At 72.5% G+C, this 17,381-nt stretch carries 16 protein-coding genes; 9 read left to right on the top strand and 7 right to left on the bottom strand.

The window, feature by feature from the left end; genetic code table 11:
* Nucleotides 1–65: 65 nt before the first annotated feature.
* Together dnaN and dnaA are read right to left on the bottom strand one after the other, a co-directional pair.
* Nucleotides 66–1,196: a DNA polymerase III subunit beta gene (gene dnaN, locus AC067J_RS09760; RefSeq protein WP_327679057.1), complete on the bottom strand. Its 1,131-nt coding sequence runs from the start codon at nucleotides 1,194–1,196 to the stop codon at nucleotides 66–68.
* Between the two features lie 1,007 nt (nucleotides 1,197–2,203).
* Nucleotides 2,204–4,087 (bottom strand): chromosomal replication initiator protein DnaA, encoded by a 1,884-nt coding sequence (dnaA, locus tag AC067J_RS09765; RefSeq protein ID WP_478297360.1) that lies wholly within the window; start codon nucleotides 4,085–4,087, stop codon nucleotides 2,204–2,206.
* 440 nt (nucleotides 4,088–4,527) lie between these two features.
* Here dnaA and rpmH point away from each other — a divergent pair, with 440 nt between their 5' ends.
* From rpmH to AC067J_RS09810, 9 genes are all read left to right on the top strand, one after another.
* Nucleotides 4,528–4,665 carry a 50S ribosomal protein L34 gene (gene rpmH / locus AC067J_RS09770; RefSeq protein WP_030305394.1) on the top strand — a complete coding sequence of 46 codons (138 nt, stop codon included), beginning with the start codon at nucleotides 4,528–4,530 and terminating at the stop codon, nucleotides 4,663–4,665.
* 18 nt (nucleotides 4,666–4,683) lie between these two features.
* A complete protein-coding gene (gene rnpA / locus AC067J_RS09775) occupies nucleotides 4,684–5,112 on the top strand; it encodes a ribonuclease P protein component (protein WP_478297361.1) in 429 nt (142 codons plus the stop codon).
* Entirely contained in the window at nucleotides 5,109–5,480 is a 372-nt protein-coding gene (gene yidD, locus AC067J_RS09780; RefSeq protein WP_478297362.1) for a membrane protein insertion efficiency factor YidD, read from the top strand. The genes rnpA and yidD overlap by 4 nt, the downstream gene beginning before the upstream one ends.
* On the top strand, nucleotides 5,477–6,640 hold the full coding sequence (gene yidC / locus AC067J_RS09785) for a membrane protein insertase YidC (protein ID WP_478297363.1): 1,164 nt from the start codon (nucleotides 5,477–5,479) through the stop codon (nucleotides 6,638–6,640). The genes yidD and yidC overlap by 4 nt, the downstream gene beginning before the upstream one ends.
* A gap of 85 nt (nucleotides 6,641–6,725) precedes the next feature.
* Complete coding sequence (locus tag AC067J_RS09790; protein ID WP_478297364.1) at nucleotides 6,726–7,256, top strand: Jag family protein; 531 nt, start codon at nucleotides 6,726–6,728, stop codon at nucleotides 7,254–7,256.
* A 176-nt stretch (nucleotides 7,257–7,432) separates the two neighbouring features.
* Nucleotides 7,433–8,275, top strand: a complete 843-nt coding sequence (gene rsmG / locus AC067J_RS09795; protein ID WP_478297365.1) for a 16S rRNA (guanine(527)-N(7))-methyltransferase RsmG — start codon at nucleotides 7,433–7,435, stop codon at nucleotides 8,273–8,275.
* A gap of 239 nt (nucleotides 8,276–8,514) precedes the next feature.
* Nucleotides 8,515–9,522, top strand: coding sequence for a ParA family protein (locus AC067J_RS09800; protein ID WP_478297366.1), 1,008 nt, complete (start codon nucleotides 8,515–8,517; stop codon nucleotides 9,520–9,522).
* Nucleotides 9,519–10,622, top strand: coding sequence for a ParB/RepB/Spo0J family partition protein (locus tag AC067J_RS09805; protein ID WP_478297367.1), 1,104 nt, complete (start codon nucleotides 9,519–9,521; stop codon nucleotides 10,620–10,622). Before AC067J_RS09800 ends, AC067J_RS09805 begins: the two co-directional genes overlap by 4 nt.
* 122 nt (nucleotides 10,623–10,744) lie before the next feature.
* Nucleotides 10,745–11,362, top strand: coding sequence for a GNAT family N-acetyltransferase (locus AC067J_RS09810; protein WP_478297368.1), 618 nt, complete (start codon nucleotides 10,745–10,747; stop codon nucleotides 11,360–11,362).
* A gap of 138 nt (nucleotides 11,363–11,500) precedes the next feature.
* Here AC067J_RS09810 and trxA read toward each other — a convergent pair whose 3' ends face one another.
* The 5 genes from trxA to AC067J_RS09835 form a co-directional block, all read right to left on the bottom strand.
* Complete coding sequence (gene trxA, locus AC067J_RS09815; RefSeq protein ID WP_327679037.1) at nucleotides 11,501–11,827, bottom strand: thioredoxin; 327 nt, start codon at nucleotides 11,825–11,827, stop codon at nucleotides 11,501–11,503.
* Nucleotides 11,828–11,973: 146 nt separating this feature from the next.
* Nucleotides 11,974–12,939, bottom strand: a complete 966-nt coding sequence (gene trxB, locus AC067J_RS09820) for a thioredoxin-disulfide reductase (protein ID WP_478297369.1) — start codon at nucleotides 12,937–12,939, stop codon at nucleotides 11,974–11,976.
* 174 nt (nucleotides 12,940–13,113) lie between these two features.
* A complete protein-coding gene (locus AC067J_RS09825; RefSeq protein WP_478297370.1) occupies nucleotides 13,114–14,166 on the bottom strand; it encodes a hypothetical protein in 1,053 nt (350 codons plus the stop codon).
* On the bottom strand, nucleotides 14,163–15,005 hold the full coding sequence (sigM, locus tag AC067J_RS09830; RefSeq protein ID WP_478297385.1) for an RNA polymerase sigma factor SigM: 843 nt from the start codon (nucleotides 15,003–15,005) through the stop codon (nucleotides 14,163–14,165). Before sigM ends, AC067J_RS09825 begins: the two co-directional genes overlap by 4 nt.
* 74 nt (nucleotides 15,006–15,079) lie before the next feature.
* Nucleotides 15,080–17,107, bottom strand: a complete 2,028-nt coding sequence (locus AC067J_RS09835) for a protein kinase family protein (RefSeq protein WP_478297371.1) — start codon at nucleotides 17,105–17,107, stop codon at nucleotides 15,080–15,082.
* Nucleotides 17,108–17,381: the final 274 nt, after the last annotated feature.

The raw sequence follows: 17,381 nt of genomic DNA on the forward strand, positions 1-17,381 counted from the left end.
GACCGGGGGAGACTTCCACAGGTTTGTGCACAGGGCTGTGGGTGACGGCCCGCTGCGCCGGGGCGTCAGCCGGAGAGGCGGACCGGCATGATCAGGTACTGGTACGCCTCGTCGGCCTCCGCGTCCACCGAGGCCTTGCCGCTGAGCAGCGCGGGCTTGGTCGGCGTGGTGAAGCTCAGCTGGGCGTAGGCGGAGTCGATGGCCTTGAGGCCCTCCTCCAGGTAGCCCGGGTTGAAGGCGATCGAGATGGCGTCGCCCTCCAGCGAGGCGTCGATGCGCTCGGTGGCCTGGGCGTCGTCGCCCGAACCGGCCTCCAGGGTGAGCACGCCCTCCTCGAAGTTCAGCCGGACCGGGGTGTTGCGCTCGGCGACCAGCGAGACGCGCTTGAGCGCCTCCAGGAAGGGCTGGGTCTGGATCGCCGCGATCGCGTTGAACTCGGTAGGGAAGAGGCTGCGGTACTTCGGGAACTCGCCCTCCAGCAGGCGGGTCGTGGTCCGCCGGCCGGCGCCCTCGAAGCCGATCAGGCCCTCGCCCGCGCCGCCCGAGGAGAGCGCGATCGAGACCGTGTCGCCGCTGCCCAGGGACTTGGCGATGTCCTGCAGGGTCTTGGCCGGCACCAGGGCGACCGCGGAGATGTCGGCCTGCTCGGGCTTCCACAGCAGCTCGCGGACGGCGAAGCGGTAGCGGTCGGTGGCGGCCAGGGTGATCCGGTCGCCCTCGATCTCCACCCGCACGCCGGTGAGCACCGGGAGGGTGTCGTCGCGGCCCGCGGCCACGGCGGCCTGGCTGACCGCGGAGGCGAAGACGTCGCCGGAGACGGTGCCGGTCGCGGTCGGCATCTGGGGCAGGGCCGGGTACTCGTCCACCGGGAGGGTGGGCAGGGTGAACCGGGAGCTGCCGCAGACCACGCTGACCCGCTGGCCGTCGGTGGAGATCTCCACAGGCCTGTTGGGAAGGTTCCGCGAGATGTCGTTCAGCAGCCGGCCGGAGACCAGCACGGTGCCGGCCTCCTCGATGTCGGCCTCCAGCTCGACCCGGGCCGAGACCTCGTAGTCGAAGCCGGACAGGGCCAGGCTGCCGTCCTGCGCCGTCAGCAGCAGGCCCGCCAGCACCGGCACCGGCGGCCGTGCCGGGAGGCTGCGGGCAGCCCAGGCCACCGCCTCCGCGAGGACGTCACGCTCCACCCGGAACTTCACCGGTAACCGCCTCCTGGATCGAGCGCTCCCGCTCGCACGTCTGGTTCTTCTGATCTTGGTCGTCGGTGCGACCGGCCGCCGAGCTCTGCCGCTCCGTGTCCAGTCGCCGAGGACAGTCTGACGTACTCCACCGACAGACGGGGCAGACGGGCGGAAGCAAGTCGAACGGATGTCGGTGGGCGGTTGTCCACAGATTTCGGCCCCACCCGCTTTTGAGCTCATCGAACGGTCTATAGGTGTAGTGGTAGTAGTAGGGCCTGTGGAAACCGTGGATAACCCCGTTTGCGCAGGTCAGGCCCGGTTTTTTGTCCACAGGACATGTGGATGGGGGCTGTGGACGAGCAGGCTCCGCTGTGGACGGCGGAGCGTTACCCACAGGGCACGCTGAGTATCCACAGGTTATCCCCAGCGCTGTCCCCAGATCCGGGCCCGGTTATCCACGGGCGCCGGTCAACATTTCGTGACGCCTTTCACACCTGGGCATGAACGCCTGCGGAAGCTTGTCGAACTGTGGACGCAGCTGTGGACAACCTGGGGATAACCGGGGCTCTCCTGGGGACAACCGGTGGACAACCCGGATGGCCTACTGACGGGCCGCCAATTGTCCACAGCCTGTGGACAACGGTTGTGCACAAGTCCACAGGCAGCTGACCTGCGCGGAAGAGCGTAGCGGTGGCGGCCCTGTGGAGGAATTCTGGATAACTCACGGCCCGGTGGCCTGTGGACGACGGAGAACCGGCCCGGCCTGTGGATTCCGGCCCTGCGCGCCCGGGGAGTTCGAATCCCTGGTCAGGTGTTCGGCGCGGGCTGTGGACTGGCGGGGCGTCCGTCGCAGGGAACCCTGCCCAGCGGGACGGCGGCGCACACCTGTGGATATGCGGAAAGGGCGTCAGGATCGCTCCTGACGCCCTCTTCCGGCCATCTGCGGCCGTACCCCGAGCCTGGCCCGCACCCGGCCCGCACCCGGCCCGCACCCGGCCCCCGAGGGGTGCACGGACCGGCCCCGGCTAGCTCTTGATGCGGTTGGTGAGCTCGGTGACCTGGTTGTAGATCGAGCGCCGCTCGGCCATCAGTGACCGGATCTTGCGGTCGGCGTGCATCACCGTGGTGTGGTCCCGGCCGCCGAACTGTGCGCCGATCTTCGGTAGCGAGAGGTCGGTGAGCTCCCGGCACAGGTACATCGCGATCTGGCGCGCCGTCACCAGCACGCGGCTGCGCGAGGATCCGCAGAGGTCGTCCACACCCAGCCCGAAGTAGGCCGCGGTCTGCTGCATGATGACCTGCGCCGTGATCTCCGGCCCCGCGTCCTCGTCGCCGCCCGGGATCAGGTCCTTGAGGACGATGCCGGCCAGCTCCAGGTCCACCGGTGCCCGGTTGAGGTTGGCGAAGGCGGTGACCCGGATCAGCGCGCCCTCCAACTCCCGGATGTTCCGGGTGATCCGGGACGCGATGAACTCCAACACGTCGGCGGGGGCGTTCAGTTGTTCCTGGATCGCCTTCTTGCGCAGGATCGCGATCCGGGTCTCCAGCTCCGGCGGGGTGACGTCGGTGATCAGTCCCCACTCGAAGCGGTTGCGCAGCCGGTCCTCCAGCGTGGTCAGCAGCTTGGGCGGCCGGTCCGAGGAGAGGACGATCTGCTTGTTGGCGTTGTGCAGGGTGTTGAAGGTGTGGAAGAACTCCTCCTGCGTGGACTCCTTGCTCGCCAGGAACTGCACGTCGTCCACGAGCAGGATGTCCATGTCCCGGTACCGCTTGCGGAAGGTGTCCGCCTTGCCGTCCCGGATCGAGTTGATGAACTCGTTGGTGAACTCCTCCGAGGACACGTAGCGCACCCGGGTACCCGGGAAGAGGCTGCGCGAGTAGTGCCCGATGGCGTGCAGCAGGTGGGTCTTGCCCAGCCCGGACTCGCCGTAGATGAAGAGCGGGTTGTACGCCTTGGCCGGGGCCTCGGCGACGGCCACCGCGGCCGCGTGCGCGAACCGGTTGCTCGCGCCGATGACGAAGGTGTCGAAGAGGTACTTGGGGTTCAGCCGGGCGGCCGGCTCGTCCTTGCGGGAGCCGCCGGCCGGGGGAGCGCCGGGCGGTGCCGGCACGCCGGGCACCGCCGGCCGGTCGGTGGCGCGCTCGGCCGGGGCCTTCTCCGTGGAGCGTCCGCCCGGCGGTCGGGCCGCGGGGGCGCGCCGGCCGGAGCCGGTCCGCGGGTGCTCCCCGGGGCCGGGGCCGTACGCACCGCCGAAGAGGTCGCCCTGGGTGGTCGAGGGCGGTCCGGGGACGGCCGACCGGGGCGCGGGGCGCGGGGCGTCCTGCTCGCGGTAGTCGTCCCGGTACTCGTCGCGGTACTCCGGGGACGGCTCGGAGTAGCCGGAGCGGCTCGCGTCCTCGTCCCAGGGCGGCTGCCGGTCGGGCGGGCCGTACCCGCCCGCGCCGCCGTACGGGGGCGCCGGGTGCTCGGGGTAGCCGCCGCCGTACTGGTCGTGGCCGTGCTGCTCGCGGCCGTACTGGTCGCGGCCGTGGTCCGACTCGTAGGGGCGCTCGTAGGCGGGCGGCCCGTAGTCGGGGCCACCGGTCTGCGGCGGGTAGGGCTCGGCGGCCGGCGGCTCCGCCGGCGCGGGGGAGGGGGCCACGGCGTTGGCGTCGACCATCACGGCGATCCGGACCGGACGGCTGAGCTCGCGGCTGAGGGCCTCGGTCAGCTGCGGGAGCAGCCGGCCCTCCAGCACCTGCTTGGCCCGCTCGTTGGGGGTCGCCAGCAGGGCGGTGTCGTGCATCATCCACATCGGCTGGGTGCGCTGCACCCACTGCTTGTCCATCTCCCCGACGTCCGGGTCGCCGACCAGCCGCTCGACGACCCTTGCCCAGACAGGGACGAGGTCGCTGTTGACATCAGCCACTGGTGCACGCTTTCTCGGTTCCCCGCGGCTCCAGCAGGGGTGGTGGATCAAGATTCTGTGGATCGTGGTCCGTTACCGAAGAACAAACCAGACAAGTCCTGCAACGGTAGTCAGCGAACAGAGCCGGATCAAGTCGTTGTCCACAGGCTGTGGGCGAAGGGCGGGGCCGGCGCTCCGGGAGGGGCTCGGACAAGAGGCCGGTTTGACCCTCGTGCCCCGTCCCGCGTACCGTAACCAGGTCGAGTTGTCGATGGCCGCTGCCGCATGTCCGCGGGTCCGCCCGCTCCATAAGGCGCGCAGCACGGGCGCCGTGGATTGCCTCAAACCCCAGCCGAACTGGGGTGATGGGCCGGATTTCCGTATCAGGGGAGATCACGCGGACGCACGGTGACGGCCAAGCGACCTCCCGTCATCCTACGATTCACCTCAGGAGCCCCCGAGTGAGCAAGCGCACCTTCCAGCCGAACAACCGTCGTCGCGCCAAGACCCACGGCTTCCGGCTTCGGATGCGTACCCGCGCCGGCCGCGCCATCCTGGCTGCCCGCCGTGGCAAGGGCCGTTCCAGCCTGTCCGCCTGATCCGCACCAGAGTCTGCCGTGCTGCCCTCCGAGAATCGGCTGCGGCGGCGCCAGGACTTCGCGACCGCAGTCAAACGCGGTCGCCGGGCCGGTAGGCCCCTGCTGGTCGTCCATCTCGCAAGAGAGGACGCCCCAGGGGGCCGGACCGACCGGGCCAGCGACTCCCGCCCGCACGTCGCCGAGGGGACTCCTTCGGCGCGTGCGGGTTTCGTCGTGAGCAAGGCCGTTGGTCCGGCGGTCATCCGCAACCTGGTCAAGCGCCGGCTTCGCCACCTCGTCCGTGATCGTCTGTCCCGGCTGCCCGCCGGTAGCCTGATAGTGGTGCGTGCGCTGCCCCAGGCCGCGTCCGCCTCGTACCAGGAGCTCGAAAGAGACCTGGACGCGGCGCTCAAGCGGCTGCTCAAGGCCGAGCACGCCGTTGCGGCGCCGACGGGAGCAGGGCGATGAAGTACCTGCTGATGGGTTTGATCAGGGTCTACCAGTGGACCATCAGCCCACTGCTCGGTCCGGTGTGCCGCTATTACCCCTCCTGTTCGCACTACGGCTACGAGGCCGTGAAGGTGCACGGGGCGGTGAAGGGCGGTGGCCTGACCGCCTGGCGAATCCTGCGTTGCAATCCGTGGACGCCCGGTGGGGTCGACCATGTTCCGCCGCGCAAGCATCCGGTATGGCACCGCCGGTTGCGCGACCTGCTGAAGAGCCGGTCCGCCGCAGACCAGCCGGTGATCATGCCCCCCGCCGGTCCGGACCCCGAGGGCCCGGCGACCATTGGCCCCGTGGGGCCAATCCCAATGTCCAAGGAGCCTGACCGGTGACCTTCTCCTTCCTCAACCCCCTGTACACAGCGGTGTCCTGGATCATCGTCCAGTTCCACTCGCTGTACAGCCACGTCTTCGACCCGAACGGTGGCTGGGCCTGGGGGCTGGCCATCGCCTCGATGGTGGTCGTCATCCGGATCTGCCTGATCCCGCTCTTCGTGAAGCAGATCAAGGCGACCCGGGCCATGCAGGCGATCCAGCCGAAGATGAAGGCCATCCAGGAGCGGTACAAGAACGACCGCCAGCGCCAGTCCGAAGAGATGATGAAGCTGTACAAGGAGGCGGGTACCAACCCGTTCTCCAGCTGCCTTCCCATCCTCGTGCAGGCGCCGTTCTTCACCGCGCTCTACGGCGTGCTCGCCAAGGTCGCCGACGGCAAGCCGATCGGTGTCATCGACGGCACCCTGCTCGACAGCGCCCAGCAGGCCCACATCTTCGGTGCCCCGCTCTCGGCCACCTTCGTCGGCAGCACCGACGTCAGCGTCAAGATCGTCGTCGCGGTGATGATCATCCTGATGTCGCTGTCGCAGTTCATCACCCAGCGCCAGCTGATGACGAAGAACATGGACCTCACGGTCAAGACGCCGTTCATGCAGCAGCAGAAGATGCTGATGTACGTCTTCCCGATCATGTTCGCCGTGATGGGCATCAACTTCCCGGTCGGTGTCCTGGTCTACTGGCTGACCACCAACGTCTGGTCGATGGGCCAGCAGCTGATCGTCATCCGGAACAACCCGACGCCGGGCAGCAAGGCCTGGGACGAGCGCCAGGACCGGCTCAAGAAGGCGGGTCGGCTGAACCCGGACGGCTCGGTCATCACCGGTCCCCTGTGGGGCCTGCTGCCGGCGAAGAAGTCCGCCGCCACCGCCGAGACCGTGGTCGAGGAGTCGGTGCAGGTGCGCCGCCAGCAGCCGCGGAAGCAGACCAAGTCGCAGCGCCAGCACGGCACCGCCCAGGCGACCAGCCTGACCAAGGACACCCCCGCCGAGACGCCGGCCCAGGAGCCCGCGGACGCCGTCCCGGCCGAGTCCACCGGCACCGCCAAGCAGACCGCGTCCCGGCCCGCCGGCACCAAGCCGGGCCCCGCCCGGCCGCAGGGTGGCCGGCAGCAGCCGAAGCGCGGTGGCGGCGGGCAGCGGCCGAAGAAGAAGTCCTGATCCGTCCGGCCCCGGCCCGCCCCAGCGGCCCCCCGAACCTCGTTACCGGCCCACCACCCGGGCCCATCTCCGAAGGAGTCCATCAGTGACGGAAGGCACCACCTCCGCCGTCGAGGCCGAGGCCGTCGCCAGCACCGACGAGAGCCTCATCGCCCGGCTGGAGCAGGAGGGCGACATCGCGGCGGACTACCTGGAGGGTCTGCTCGACATCGCCGACCTCGACGGTGACATCGACATGGACGTCGAGGGCGACCGCGCCCTGGTGTCCATCGTCGGCGACGGCAACGACCGGACCCTGCAGCGCCTGGTCGGCCAGGACGGCGAGGTGCTGGAGGCCCTGCAGGAGCTGACCCGGTTGGCTGTCCACCGGGAGACCGGCGAGCGCAGCCGTCTCATGCTGGACATTGCCGGCTTCCGCGCCCGCAAGCGCGAGGAGCTGGCCGAGCTCGGGGCCAAGGCCGCGGAGCAGGTGAAGGGCTCGGGGGAGCAGGTCAAGCTGCGTCCCATGACGCCGTTCGAGCGCAAGGTCGTCCACGACGCGGTCGCCGCGGCCGGTCTGCGCAGCGAGTCCGAGGGCGAAGAGCCCCAGCGGTGCGTGGTCGTGCTGCCGGTCTGACCGGCAGGTCGACGACCGGCCGTCACGGCGGCCGGAACGCTGCAGAGGACTCGACCCCGTCCGCGGTGCGCGGACGGGGTCGTCGTCCCTTCGCGGGGCGCTGGTCCGGCGAGAGACGTTTCACGTGAAACAGTGCGGAGAGCGGGTCGGTGGATCCGGGGAGCGGAGAGGTCGAGATGGACACGGAGAGCGCGGCTGCCGACGGGCCGGAGACGGGTGCCGGCACGCCGGGTGCCGAGGGCGCGGCCGGTGGGGAGCGTCCGGCGCCCGAGGCACCCCCCGCGCCGCCGGCCGTGGCCCGGGAGGTCTTCGGCGAGCGGTACGACGCCGCGGTCCGCTACACCGAGCTGCTGGCCACCGCGGGCGTCACCCGCGGGCTGATCGGCCCGCGTGAGGTGCCCCGGCTCTGGGACCGCCACGTGCTGAACTGCGCCGTCCTCGCCGAGCTGCTGCCGGGCGGGACGACGCTCTGCGACGTCGGCTCCGGCGCCGGCCTGCCGGGCATTCCGGTGGCGCTCGCCCGCCCGGACGTCTCGGTCACGCTGCTGGAGCCGCTGCTCCGCCGGACCACCTTCCTGGAGGAGGTCGTCCGGGAGCTGGGCCTGGAGAACGTCACCGTGCTGCGCGGCCGGGCCGAGGAGATGGTCGGCAAGCTCGCGGTGGACGTGGTGACCGCCCGTGCCGTGGCCCCGCTGGAGCGGCTGGCCGGCTGGGGACTGCCGCTGCTCCGCCCGCACGGCCAGATGCTGGCGCTCAAGGGCGACAGCGCCGAGCAGGAGCTGGCGGACTCGCGGGCCGGGCTGGCCAGGCTCGGCGCGGTCGAGTGGTCGGTGATCTCGGTCGGCGAGGGCACCCTGGAGACCTCGACCCGGGTGGTCCAGGTCAAGGCCGGGGAGAGCCCGGGCGGCGTGCGGGCGGCGACCCGTCGGGCCAAGGCGGCGGCCCGGGCCGGGCGCGCCGGCGGCGGCGCGGCACGGACCGGCGAACGGCCCCGGGGCGGTCGGCGCCGGAGTCGCTGACCCCGGAGTGATGCTCGACACGGGCGGGTGGTCCTCGGACCACCCGCCCGTCCTGCTTCCCGGTGACGGCCGGGCGGACGGCAGGAGACCGTCGGATCACCGGAGTGTCGCACCGTCAGAATTCCGACATTGCGGGCATGGTGTTTCACGTGAAACGTCGCTCTCTCCTCTCGGGAATCCTCTCTCGCAGCCGGGCGGCGACTGTTGCCGCTCCGGTTTCACGTGAAACACTGACCCCCATGCAGGACTCGGAGACCATCGACCAGATCGATGACACGCCCATCGCGCGTGCTGCCCAGGCTGCGGTCCAGGCCATCGGCCGGGCGGGGGAGGGGCTGCCCAGGCCCGCCGCCACCCGGGTGATGGTGGTGGCCAACCAGAAGGGCGGGGTCGGCAAGACCACCACCACCGTCAACCTCGCGGCCTCGCTGGCCATGCACGGCCTGCGCGTCCTGGTGATCGACCTCGACCCGCAGGGCAACGCGTCCACCGCCCTCGGCATCGACCACCACGCCGAGGTGCCGTCGATCTACGACGTGCTGGTGGAGGGCAAGCCGCTGGCCGACGTGGTGCAGCCGGTGGTCGAGGTCGAGGGGCTGTTCTGCGTCCCCGCCACCATCGACCTGGCCGGCGCCGAGATCGAACTGGTCTCGCTGGTGGCCCGCGAGAGCCGGCTGCAGCGCGCCATCGCCGCGTACGAGCAGCCGCTCGACTACATCCTGATCGACTGCCCGCCCTCGCTGGGCCTGCTGACCGTCAACGCCATGGTCGCGGGCCAGGAGGTGCTGATCCCGATCCAGTGCGAGTACTACGCGCTGGAGGGCCTCGGCCAGCTGCTGCGCAACGTCGAACTGGTCCGGGCGCACCTCAACCCGGTGCTGCACGTCTCCACCATCCTGCTCACCATGTACGACGCCCGGACCAGGCTGGCCGCGCAGGTGGCGGAGGAGGTCCGGACGCACTTCCCGCAGGAGGTCCTGCACACCGCGATCCCGCGCTCGGTCCGCATCTCGGAGGCGCCCAGCTACGGTCAGACGGTGCTCACGTACGATCCGGGTTCCACCGGCGCGCTCTCCTACCTGGAGGCGGCCCGGGAGCTGGCGCTGCGGGCGGTGTCCGCAGGGGGCAACGGCTCGTTGGTGGGCCAGCAGCGGGACGGTCAGCAGCGGAACGGCCAACAGCAGGACGGCCAGCCGGGGCAGGTCGCCCCGTTGGCACAGCACGGTACGACGGAGGGCAATCGGTGAGTGGTCGCAGGGGTCTGGGACGAGGACTCGGGGCGCTGATCCCGGCTGCCACGCCGGCGGCCGGGGCCGTGGCACAGCCCGTGGCGACCGCGCCCGCGCCGACCTCGGTGGTGCCCACCGGGACGGTCTCGCCGGCCGCGGTGCCGGTGCTGCCGACCGGCCGCGGCACGGTGGCCGCCAAGGCGGCCGCCGAGAGCCTGCGGGAGCAGACCGACCGGGAGCGCACGCCCGCCGGCCCGGAGCTCGCGGAGGTGAACGGCGCCCGCTTCGCGGAGCTGCCGCTGGACGCGATCACCCCCAACCCGCGCCAGCCGCGCGAGGTCTTCGACGAGGACAAGCTGGTCGAGCTGGTCGTCTCCATCAAGGAGGTGGGCCTGCTCCAGCCGGTGGTGGTGCGCCAGGTGGGGCCCGAGCGCTTCGAGCTCATCATGGGCGAGCGCCGCTGGCGGGCCTCCCGGGAGGCCGGGCTGGAGCAGATCCCGGCGATCATCCGGGCCACCGAGGACGACAAGCTGCTGCTGGACGCCCTGCTGGAGAACCTCCACCGGGCCGAGCTGAACGCGCTGGAGGAGGCGGCCGCCTACGACCAGCTGCTCCGGGACTTCTCCTGCACCCACGACGAGCTGGCCGACCGGATCGGCCGCTCGCGCCCGCACGTCTCCAACATGCTGCGCCTGCTCAAGCTCCCGCCGGGGGTCCAGCGGCGCCTGGCGGCCGGGACGCTGACGGCCGGGCACGCCCGGGCGCTGCTCAGGCTGACGGAGGCCGATCGGCAGGAGGAGCTGGCCAAGCGGATCATCGCGGAGGGGCTCACGGTGCGGAACGCCGAGGAGCTGGCCACGCTGATGCTCGGCGAGGAGTCGAAGTCCAAGCGCTCGGCCGGCCCCAAGGCGGGCAAGCTGCTGTCGCCGGCCTTCAACGACCTGGCGAGCCGGCTCTCCGACCGCTTCGACACCCGGGTCAAGGTCGAGGTCTCGCAGCGCGGCGGCAAGCTGGGCAAGGGCAAGGTCGTCCTGGAGTTCGGCTCGGTGGAGGACCTGAACCGGATCCTGGACAGCCTGGCGCCGGGCGAGGACGGACTGCGGCTGTCGCAGGGCTGAGCCGCGTCGAGAGCGGCACGCGATGGGTGCATGGTTCACGTGAGCGGTGTTTCACGTGAAACATGCACCCATCGGCGTTCGGGGGAATGCTCGACTGTGGAGTGGACGAGGAGGTGCGGGGCATGGGACGCCGGATCGTTCCGCTGACACTGGACAACCTCGCGGACCTGCCGACGACCTGCCGCTCCTGCGTGTTCTGGGAGCTGGACCCGGTCAGCGGGCGGGCGGCGGTCGAGTCCGGCAAGCCGGAACTGGAGAAGGAGGGCTGGATCTCCGCCGTGCTGCTGGAGTGGGGCTCCTGCGGCCGGATCGTCTACGTGGACGACCAGCCCGCCGGGTTCGTGCTCTACGCCCCGCCCGCCTACGTCCCGCGCTCGCAGTCCTTCCCGACCAGCCCGGTCGCCTCGGACGCCGTCCAGCTGATGGTCAGCCGGGTGCTGCCGGGCTACCAGCGGCAGGGGTTGGGCCGGGTGCTGGTGCAGACGGTGGCCAAGGACCTGCTGGGGCGGGGGTTCCGGGCGATCGAGGCGTTCGGTGCGGTGGGCCGGCAACCGACCAGCTGCGTGCTGCCGGCCGAGCACCTGTTGGCGGTGGGCTTCAAGACGGTCCGGCCGCACCACCGCTATCCGCGGCTCCGGCTGGAGGCGCGGACCACGCTCTCCTGGCGGGGTGACGTGGAGGGCGCGCTGGAGCGGCTGCTGGGCGGTGGACGGAAGGAGCCGGCGCTGCGGCCGTTCTGAGCGCCGCCGCGGCCGTCCGCGGCGGCGAGCGGTCGGCGCGGTGGAACGACGGACGGACGAGACGGACCGACGAACGACGAGGGCGGGGCTCCCCTCCGTGGGGGAGCCCCGCCCTCGTGGCGTCCGGTGGGACGGGACCTAGATCAGGCCGTCCAGCTCACGCAGCAGCGCGGCCTTCGGACGGGCACCGGTGATCTGCTTCACCGGCTCGCCGCCCTTGTAGAGGATCAGGGTCGGGATCGAGATGACGCCGTACTGCGCGGCGGTCTCCTGGTTGGCGTCGACATCGAGCTTGGCGATGGTCAGCTTGTCGGCGTTCTCAGCGGCGATCTCGTCCAGGATCGGGGCGACCTGGCGGCACGGGCCGCACCAGGTGGCCCAGAAGTCGACCAGGACGGGCTTGTCGCTGTCCAGGACCTCGGCCTTGAACGTCGCATCGGTGACGGTGGTGGTGGCGCCGGCCACGGGAACTCCTCGGGATCGAACGGAGGGGGCTGCTGCCAGGAGAACAACGGGCGGGCCCGTTCTGTTTCTGCCTGGCCGGAGCGGGGCTTCTGGGGCCGGGGTGTTTCACGTGAAACACCCCGGCGGGGTCGTCCGGTGTGCTGGGTTCAGACCGCGACGGCGGCGGCCTGGGACTCCAGGTCGGCCAGCGAGGCCAGGTAGCGCTCGGCGTCCAGCGCGGCGGAGCAGCCGGTGCCGGAGGCGGTGATGGCCTGACGGTAGGTGTGGTCGACGACGTCGCCGGCGGCGAAGACGCCCGGGATGTTGGTCCGGGTCGACGGGGCGTCCACCTTCAGGTAGCCCTCGGCGTCGAGCTCCAGCTGGCCCTTGAAGAGCTCGGTGCGCGGGTCGTGGCCGATCGCGATGAAGAGGCCGGTGACCGGCAGCTCGCGGGTCTCGCCGGTGGTGGTGTCGCGCAGGGTGACGCCGGTCAGCTTCGGGTCGCCGTGGATGGCCTCGACCGCGCTGTCCCACTCGAAGCTGATCTTCTCGTCGGCGAAGGCGCGCTCCTGCATCGCCTTGGAGGCGCGCAGGGTGTCGCGGCGGTGGATGACCTTGACGCTGCGGGCGAAGCGGGAGAGGAAGGTCGCTTCCTCCAGCGCGGTGTCACCGCCGCCGACCACCGCGATGTCCTGGTCGCGGAAGAAGAAGCCGTCGCAGGTGGCGCACCAGGAGACACCGCGCCCGGAGAGCTTGTCCTCGTTCGGCAGGCCCAGCTTGCGGTGCTGGGAACCGGTGGTGACGATCACCGCGCGGGCCTTGTGGACGTTGCCCTCGGAGTCGGTGACGGTCTTGATGTCACCGGTGAGGTCGACCGCGACGATGTCGTCCGGGATCAGCTCGGCGCCGAACCGCTCGGCCTGCGCCCGCATGTTGTCCATCAGCTCGGGACCCATGATGCCGTCCCGGAAGCCGGGGAAGTTCTCGACCTCGGTGGTGTTCATCAGGGCGCCACCGGCGGTGACGGCGCCCTCGAAGACCAGCGGCTTGAGGGAGGCCCGGGCCGTGTAGAGCGCAGCCGTGTAGCCGGCCGGGCCGGAACCGATGATGATCACGTTACGGACGTCGCTCACTGCATCTCCTGGTTCGCATCTGCGACCCGCGTTTGCTGCGGGGAGGGCGGTCCTGCTCCGCCGCCCGGGACAACGACTGACCAGTGTCTCGCATTCCCAGGCGGATCAGTACCAGCCGCCCGCACTGTGGGAGTGTCGGACCGGCGGGGGCGTGGATCGCACGGGAACCGCCGGTCAGCGCGACGGGACGACGCGGTGCTGCAGGACCGGCCCGCAGTCGGGCGACCGGAGGTACACCTCGACCCGGTCCGGCTGGTCGGGGAGCCCGTAGACGAGCACCTCGGCGGGGGCGCCCCGGTAGCTGCCCAGGTCGGTGGCGAGCAGTGGTCCGGTGGCGGGTGCCGGGCAGGCCGGGGTGGAGTGGCCGCCGCCGCCGCTCAGCCCCTGGCCCTCGGCGGGCGGCACGGCGGTGGGGCCGGAGGTGCCCGGGCCGGACGGCTTGACGGGCTTCACGCCCGGTCCGGAGCCGGTGCCGGCGCTCCCGGCTCCGTTCGCGGCGAGCAGCTGCCGGATCTGTGCGGCGAGGAGGTCGTCCCGGTAGACGGTGCCGCCGGGGGCCTGGTCCGCCTCGGCGCTCTTGGCGTCCGGACTGTCGGGGCGGGCCGGGAGCGCGGTCGCGTCGGCGGGGCCGACCGCCGTGACCGCGCTGCCGTCCCGGAGGGCCGGGTCGGAGCCGGCGGACAGCGCCAGGAAGGTGCCGCCGAGGCCGATCGCGAGCAGTGCGGCGGCCGAGCCGAGCAGCAGGGCGGCGCGGCGCCGCCGGGTGCGGGCGCGGCCCGGCCCGGTGGCGGCGGCGGGTCGCCCGGACGGGGCACTGGCCGGGGCGCCGGACGGGGTCCTGGGCGCCGTCGGCGAGGCCGGGGCGGAGTGGGCAGGGCGGGGCGCCGCAGGGGCGTCCTCGGGTGCCTGTGGCCCGTTCCCGGGGGTCTGCGGGCCGGTAGCGGCGGGCTCCTCGGACTCGGCGGCGGCCGCCGCGAGGGCGGCGTCGAGCCGGGCGGCGACGTCGGCGGGCATAGGCGGTGGCTCGACCGCGCCGAGCAGGGTCCGCACCTCGGCGAGCGCGTCGGCCGTCTCCCGGCAGTCGGGGCAGCCGGACAGGTGGCGGCGGAGGGCCTCGGCCGTGTCGGCGGCCTCGACCAGCCCCTCGGCGAGGTCGGCCAGCTCGTCGACGGAGGGGTGCGGTCCGGAGGTGGGTGCGGGGTCGGGGGAGGAGAGGGGGGCCGTCATCGCGTGCTCGCGTCTCCTTCCAGAATCGGCCGGGTGGTGTCCGGGGCTGTCCCTGTGACGGTGCGGGGGCCGGGTGGGTTCCCGGGCGGTCCGCCCGCGCCGGGCTCCGTCGCCGTCCGGCGCGCGGGTACGGCCCCGGTCCGAGGCACCGGACCGGCCGGTGACGGCGGGGTGGCCGGTGACGGCGGGACGGCCGGGCCCGTGGCGCGGGCGGGTGCGGTTCCGTCGGCGGGCGTTGTTTCACGTGAAACAGTGCCCGTCTCCTCGCGGAGGTGGCGGACCAGCGGCAGCAGCCGGGCCCGGCCCCGGGCACAGCGGCTCTTCACCGTCCCGACCGGGACCCCGAGCAGTTCGGCCGCCTCGGCGACCGGGTAGCCCTGCATGTCGACCAGGACCAGCGCCGCCCGCTGCTCGACGGGCAGCTCGGCGAGCGCGGCGGTCACCTCGCGGTGCACCTCGGCGCGGACCACCGGGGAGTCGGCGGGTTCGGCCGAGCCGACCAGCGCGTCGAGCCGCTGCGGGTCGTCGTCGAGCGGCTTGGTGCGGCGGGTGGCCGCCCGGCGGGCGCGGTCGAGGCAGGCGTTGACCACGATCCGGTGCAGCCAGGTGGTCACGGCCGAGCGGCCCTGGAAGGTGTGGGCGGCGCGGAACGCGGAGACCAGGGCGTCCTGCAGGGCGTCGGCGGCCTCCTCGCGGTCGCCGAGCGTGCGCAGGGCGACCGCCCAGAGCCGGTCGCGGTGGCGGTCGACCAGCAGGCCGAAGGCCTCCCGGTCACCGGCGACGTGCCGGGCGAGGAGCGCCGCGTCGTCCCCGCCCCGGTCCGTGCCGTCGTCCGCCACTGCCACCCCTCGCCGTCCGTGCCGTACCGCTGCCGCCGCTGCCGTCGTCGTCGCTGCCCTCGTCGCGGGCCGGCTCAGCCGGCGACCTTGACCTCGGCGACCTGGCTCTTGTACTTCCCGTCCGCCGGGTCCTTCGGGAAGCTCGTCATCCAGATCAGGAGGTAGCGCGTCTTCACCGGCTCCTCCAGGGCGTACTCGACGGTGGAACCGGTGCCCTTCCCCAGGACGGTGAAGCTGTTCGGCTTGGCGTTCAGCGGGTCGCCGGAGACCGCCGAGCCGGGGATCCGCAGTTCGGCCGTGGTGGCGTCGGCGCCGAACTGCACGTTCACCGAGGAGACCGACTGCGTCGAGCCGAGGTCGAGCAGCAGGCCGGTGCCCTCCTTGGCCGGCGGCTTCGGGCCGAACGCGTCCCGGTACCACTGGGGGACCCAGGCGGTGCCGGGGTTGCCGTCGATGGCGTTGGCCAGGGAGTACCTGCCCTCCGGGCCCTCGCCCAGCGGGTTGTAGGAGAACGCCTCCTTGACCGGGATCGGGGCGGGGGCGTGGGTGGCCGTGTGGGCGGTGGGGGAGGCGGAGGTGCTGCTGGGCTGGGGGGCGGCGACGGCCGGACCGGTGCCGCGCAGACTGTCCACCAGCTGCCAGGAGGCGACGCCGATGGCACTGAGCGCGACCGTCCAGGCGGTCACCTTGACCACCCGGCGCAGCCGCCGGGCGGGACGGCGCACCGGGGCCGCCATCGGGGCCGGCGCGGTGCCGGGGGCGGCGACCACCCGGGTCGGGTTGGGCGCGGTCGGCAGCGCGTGGGTGTTGTGCCGCGGCGGGCTGGTGAAGACCGGCAGCTCGGGCTCGGGCTGGCGGATGCGCGGCATCAGCGCGATCGCCTTGGCCAGCTCCTCGGGCGTGGTGATCGGCTCGGCGTGGTGCGGCGGGTGGTCGAACAGTGCACGGGCGGCCAGCTCGGAGAGGCCCTTGTGGACGCCCGCCCGGACCTGGTCCGGCGGCACGTCGCGGAGGTTCCGGGGCAGTCCCTGGAGGTCGTAGCGGTCCTCCGGGAACGGCCAGCGGTGGGTGAGCGCGGCGAACAGCAGCGTGCCGATGGCCCGGGTGTCGGTGCGCTCGGCGTCCTGCTCGGGGCCGTCGACGGGCAGGCCGCGCAGCGCGGCGTCCACCGCGATGCCGTTGATCCGGTACTGGCCGCTGTCGGTGCGCAGCACGCAGCGCGGGGTGAGTCTCAGGTGGGCCTTGCCCCGCCGGTGCGCGGCGGCGACGGCGTCGGTCACCTGGCGGACCATCTGGTAGGCCTCGTGCGGCTCCAGCGGTCCGTCGGCGAGCAGCTTGGCGAGGTCGGAGGCGTGCGGCAGCCACTCGCGCACGACGTAGACCAGCTCGCCCTCCTGCACCGCGTCCAGGACCTGGACGAAGCGCGGGTCGTTGAGCAGGGCCGCCGACTTGGCGGCGGCCAGCACCTTGCGGGCCCGCTGGTGGCCGGAGGCCATCAGGTGCACGCCGACGTCGCGGCGCAGCTTCTCGTCCACCGCGCGCCAGCTGCTGAAGGTCTCGGTCGAGGAGATGCACTCCTCCAGCCGGTACCGGTGGCCGATCATGTCGCCGCTGTGCCGCAGCGGGGCGGGAAGGGTCTGCGGCAGGGTGCCGGTGTCCCGGGGGTCGTGGGTGGGCTGCGGGTCCCGGGGCGGCCGCCCGGAGGGCCGTCCGGAGGCGGCCCCGGCGGCGTTCCGGCGGCGGGCCTCGGCGGCGCGGGCGGCGCCGGCGGCCAGCTCGGCGGCGATCTCGGAGGCCGAGAGCGGGGCGGTGGTCTCCGAGGTCTCCTCGCTCGCGCCGGGGGAGCTGCTTCCGGCGTCGGGGACGTCCGGCGCACCGGCGCCGGAGCGTTCGGTGTCCGGGGCGTCCGTGCTCTGGGCGTCCGTGTCCGGGGCATCGGTGTCCGGGGCATCGGCCTCCGGGGAGTCCTGCCCGTCGTCGCCGGCCGCGGTGGCCCGGGCCGTGCCTTCGGCGAGTTCGTCGATCGCCGCGGCCAGTGCGGCCTCGTCCGCCGCCTCGCCTGCCGCTGACGTGTCGACGACCGCCTTGGTGCCATCAGCCACCGTGGTCCTGCCTCCCCTTGTGTCGCCCCGGGCCTGAGAGAGAGTCGTTGGTGCCCGCGGCCTGTGGCCGCGGTGCGCCAGGACAATTGTGCCCACTCTTCTCCACCGGGTACGACCGCTGAAAGGTCTGCGCGGTTGCGCGACGGTGGAGAGATGTGGTGCAGATCCGGCGTCGGGCCGCTCCGGCCGCACCGGCGCGCTCGCGGCCTACACCACCACCGAGGCGCACCTGGTGGCACCTCGCCCGGCCGCGCTGGACGACGAGCAGGCGGCG

The organism is Kitasatospora sp. NPDC042419 (assembly GCF_056437345.1).

What these genes read in the sequence shown, in the direction of transcription:
- yidD (WP_478297362.1), top strand. Translation starts at nt 5,109, where the DNA reads ATGAAGTACCTGCTGATGGGTTTGATCAGGGTCTACCAGTGGACCATC.
- rsmG (WP_478297365.1), top strand. Translation starts at nt 7,433, where the DNA reads ATGGACACGGAGAGCGCGGCTGCCGACGGGCCGGAGACGGGTGCCGGC.
- AC067J_RS09800 (WP_478297366.1), top strand. Translation starts at nt 8,515, where the DNA reads ATGCAGGACTCGGAGACCATCGACCAGATCGATGACACGCCCATCGCG.
- AC067J_RS09810 (WP_478297368.1), top strand. Translation starts at nt 10,745, where the DNA reads ATGGGACGCCGGATCGTTCCGCTGACACTGGACAACCTCGCGGACCTG.
- AC067J_RS09825 (WP_478297370.1), bottom strand. Translation starts at nt 14,166, where the DNA reads ATGACGGCCCCCCTCTCCTCCCCCGACCCCGCACCCACCTCCGGACCG.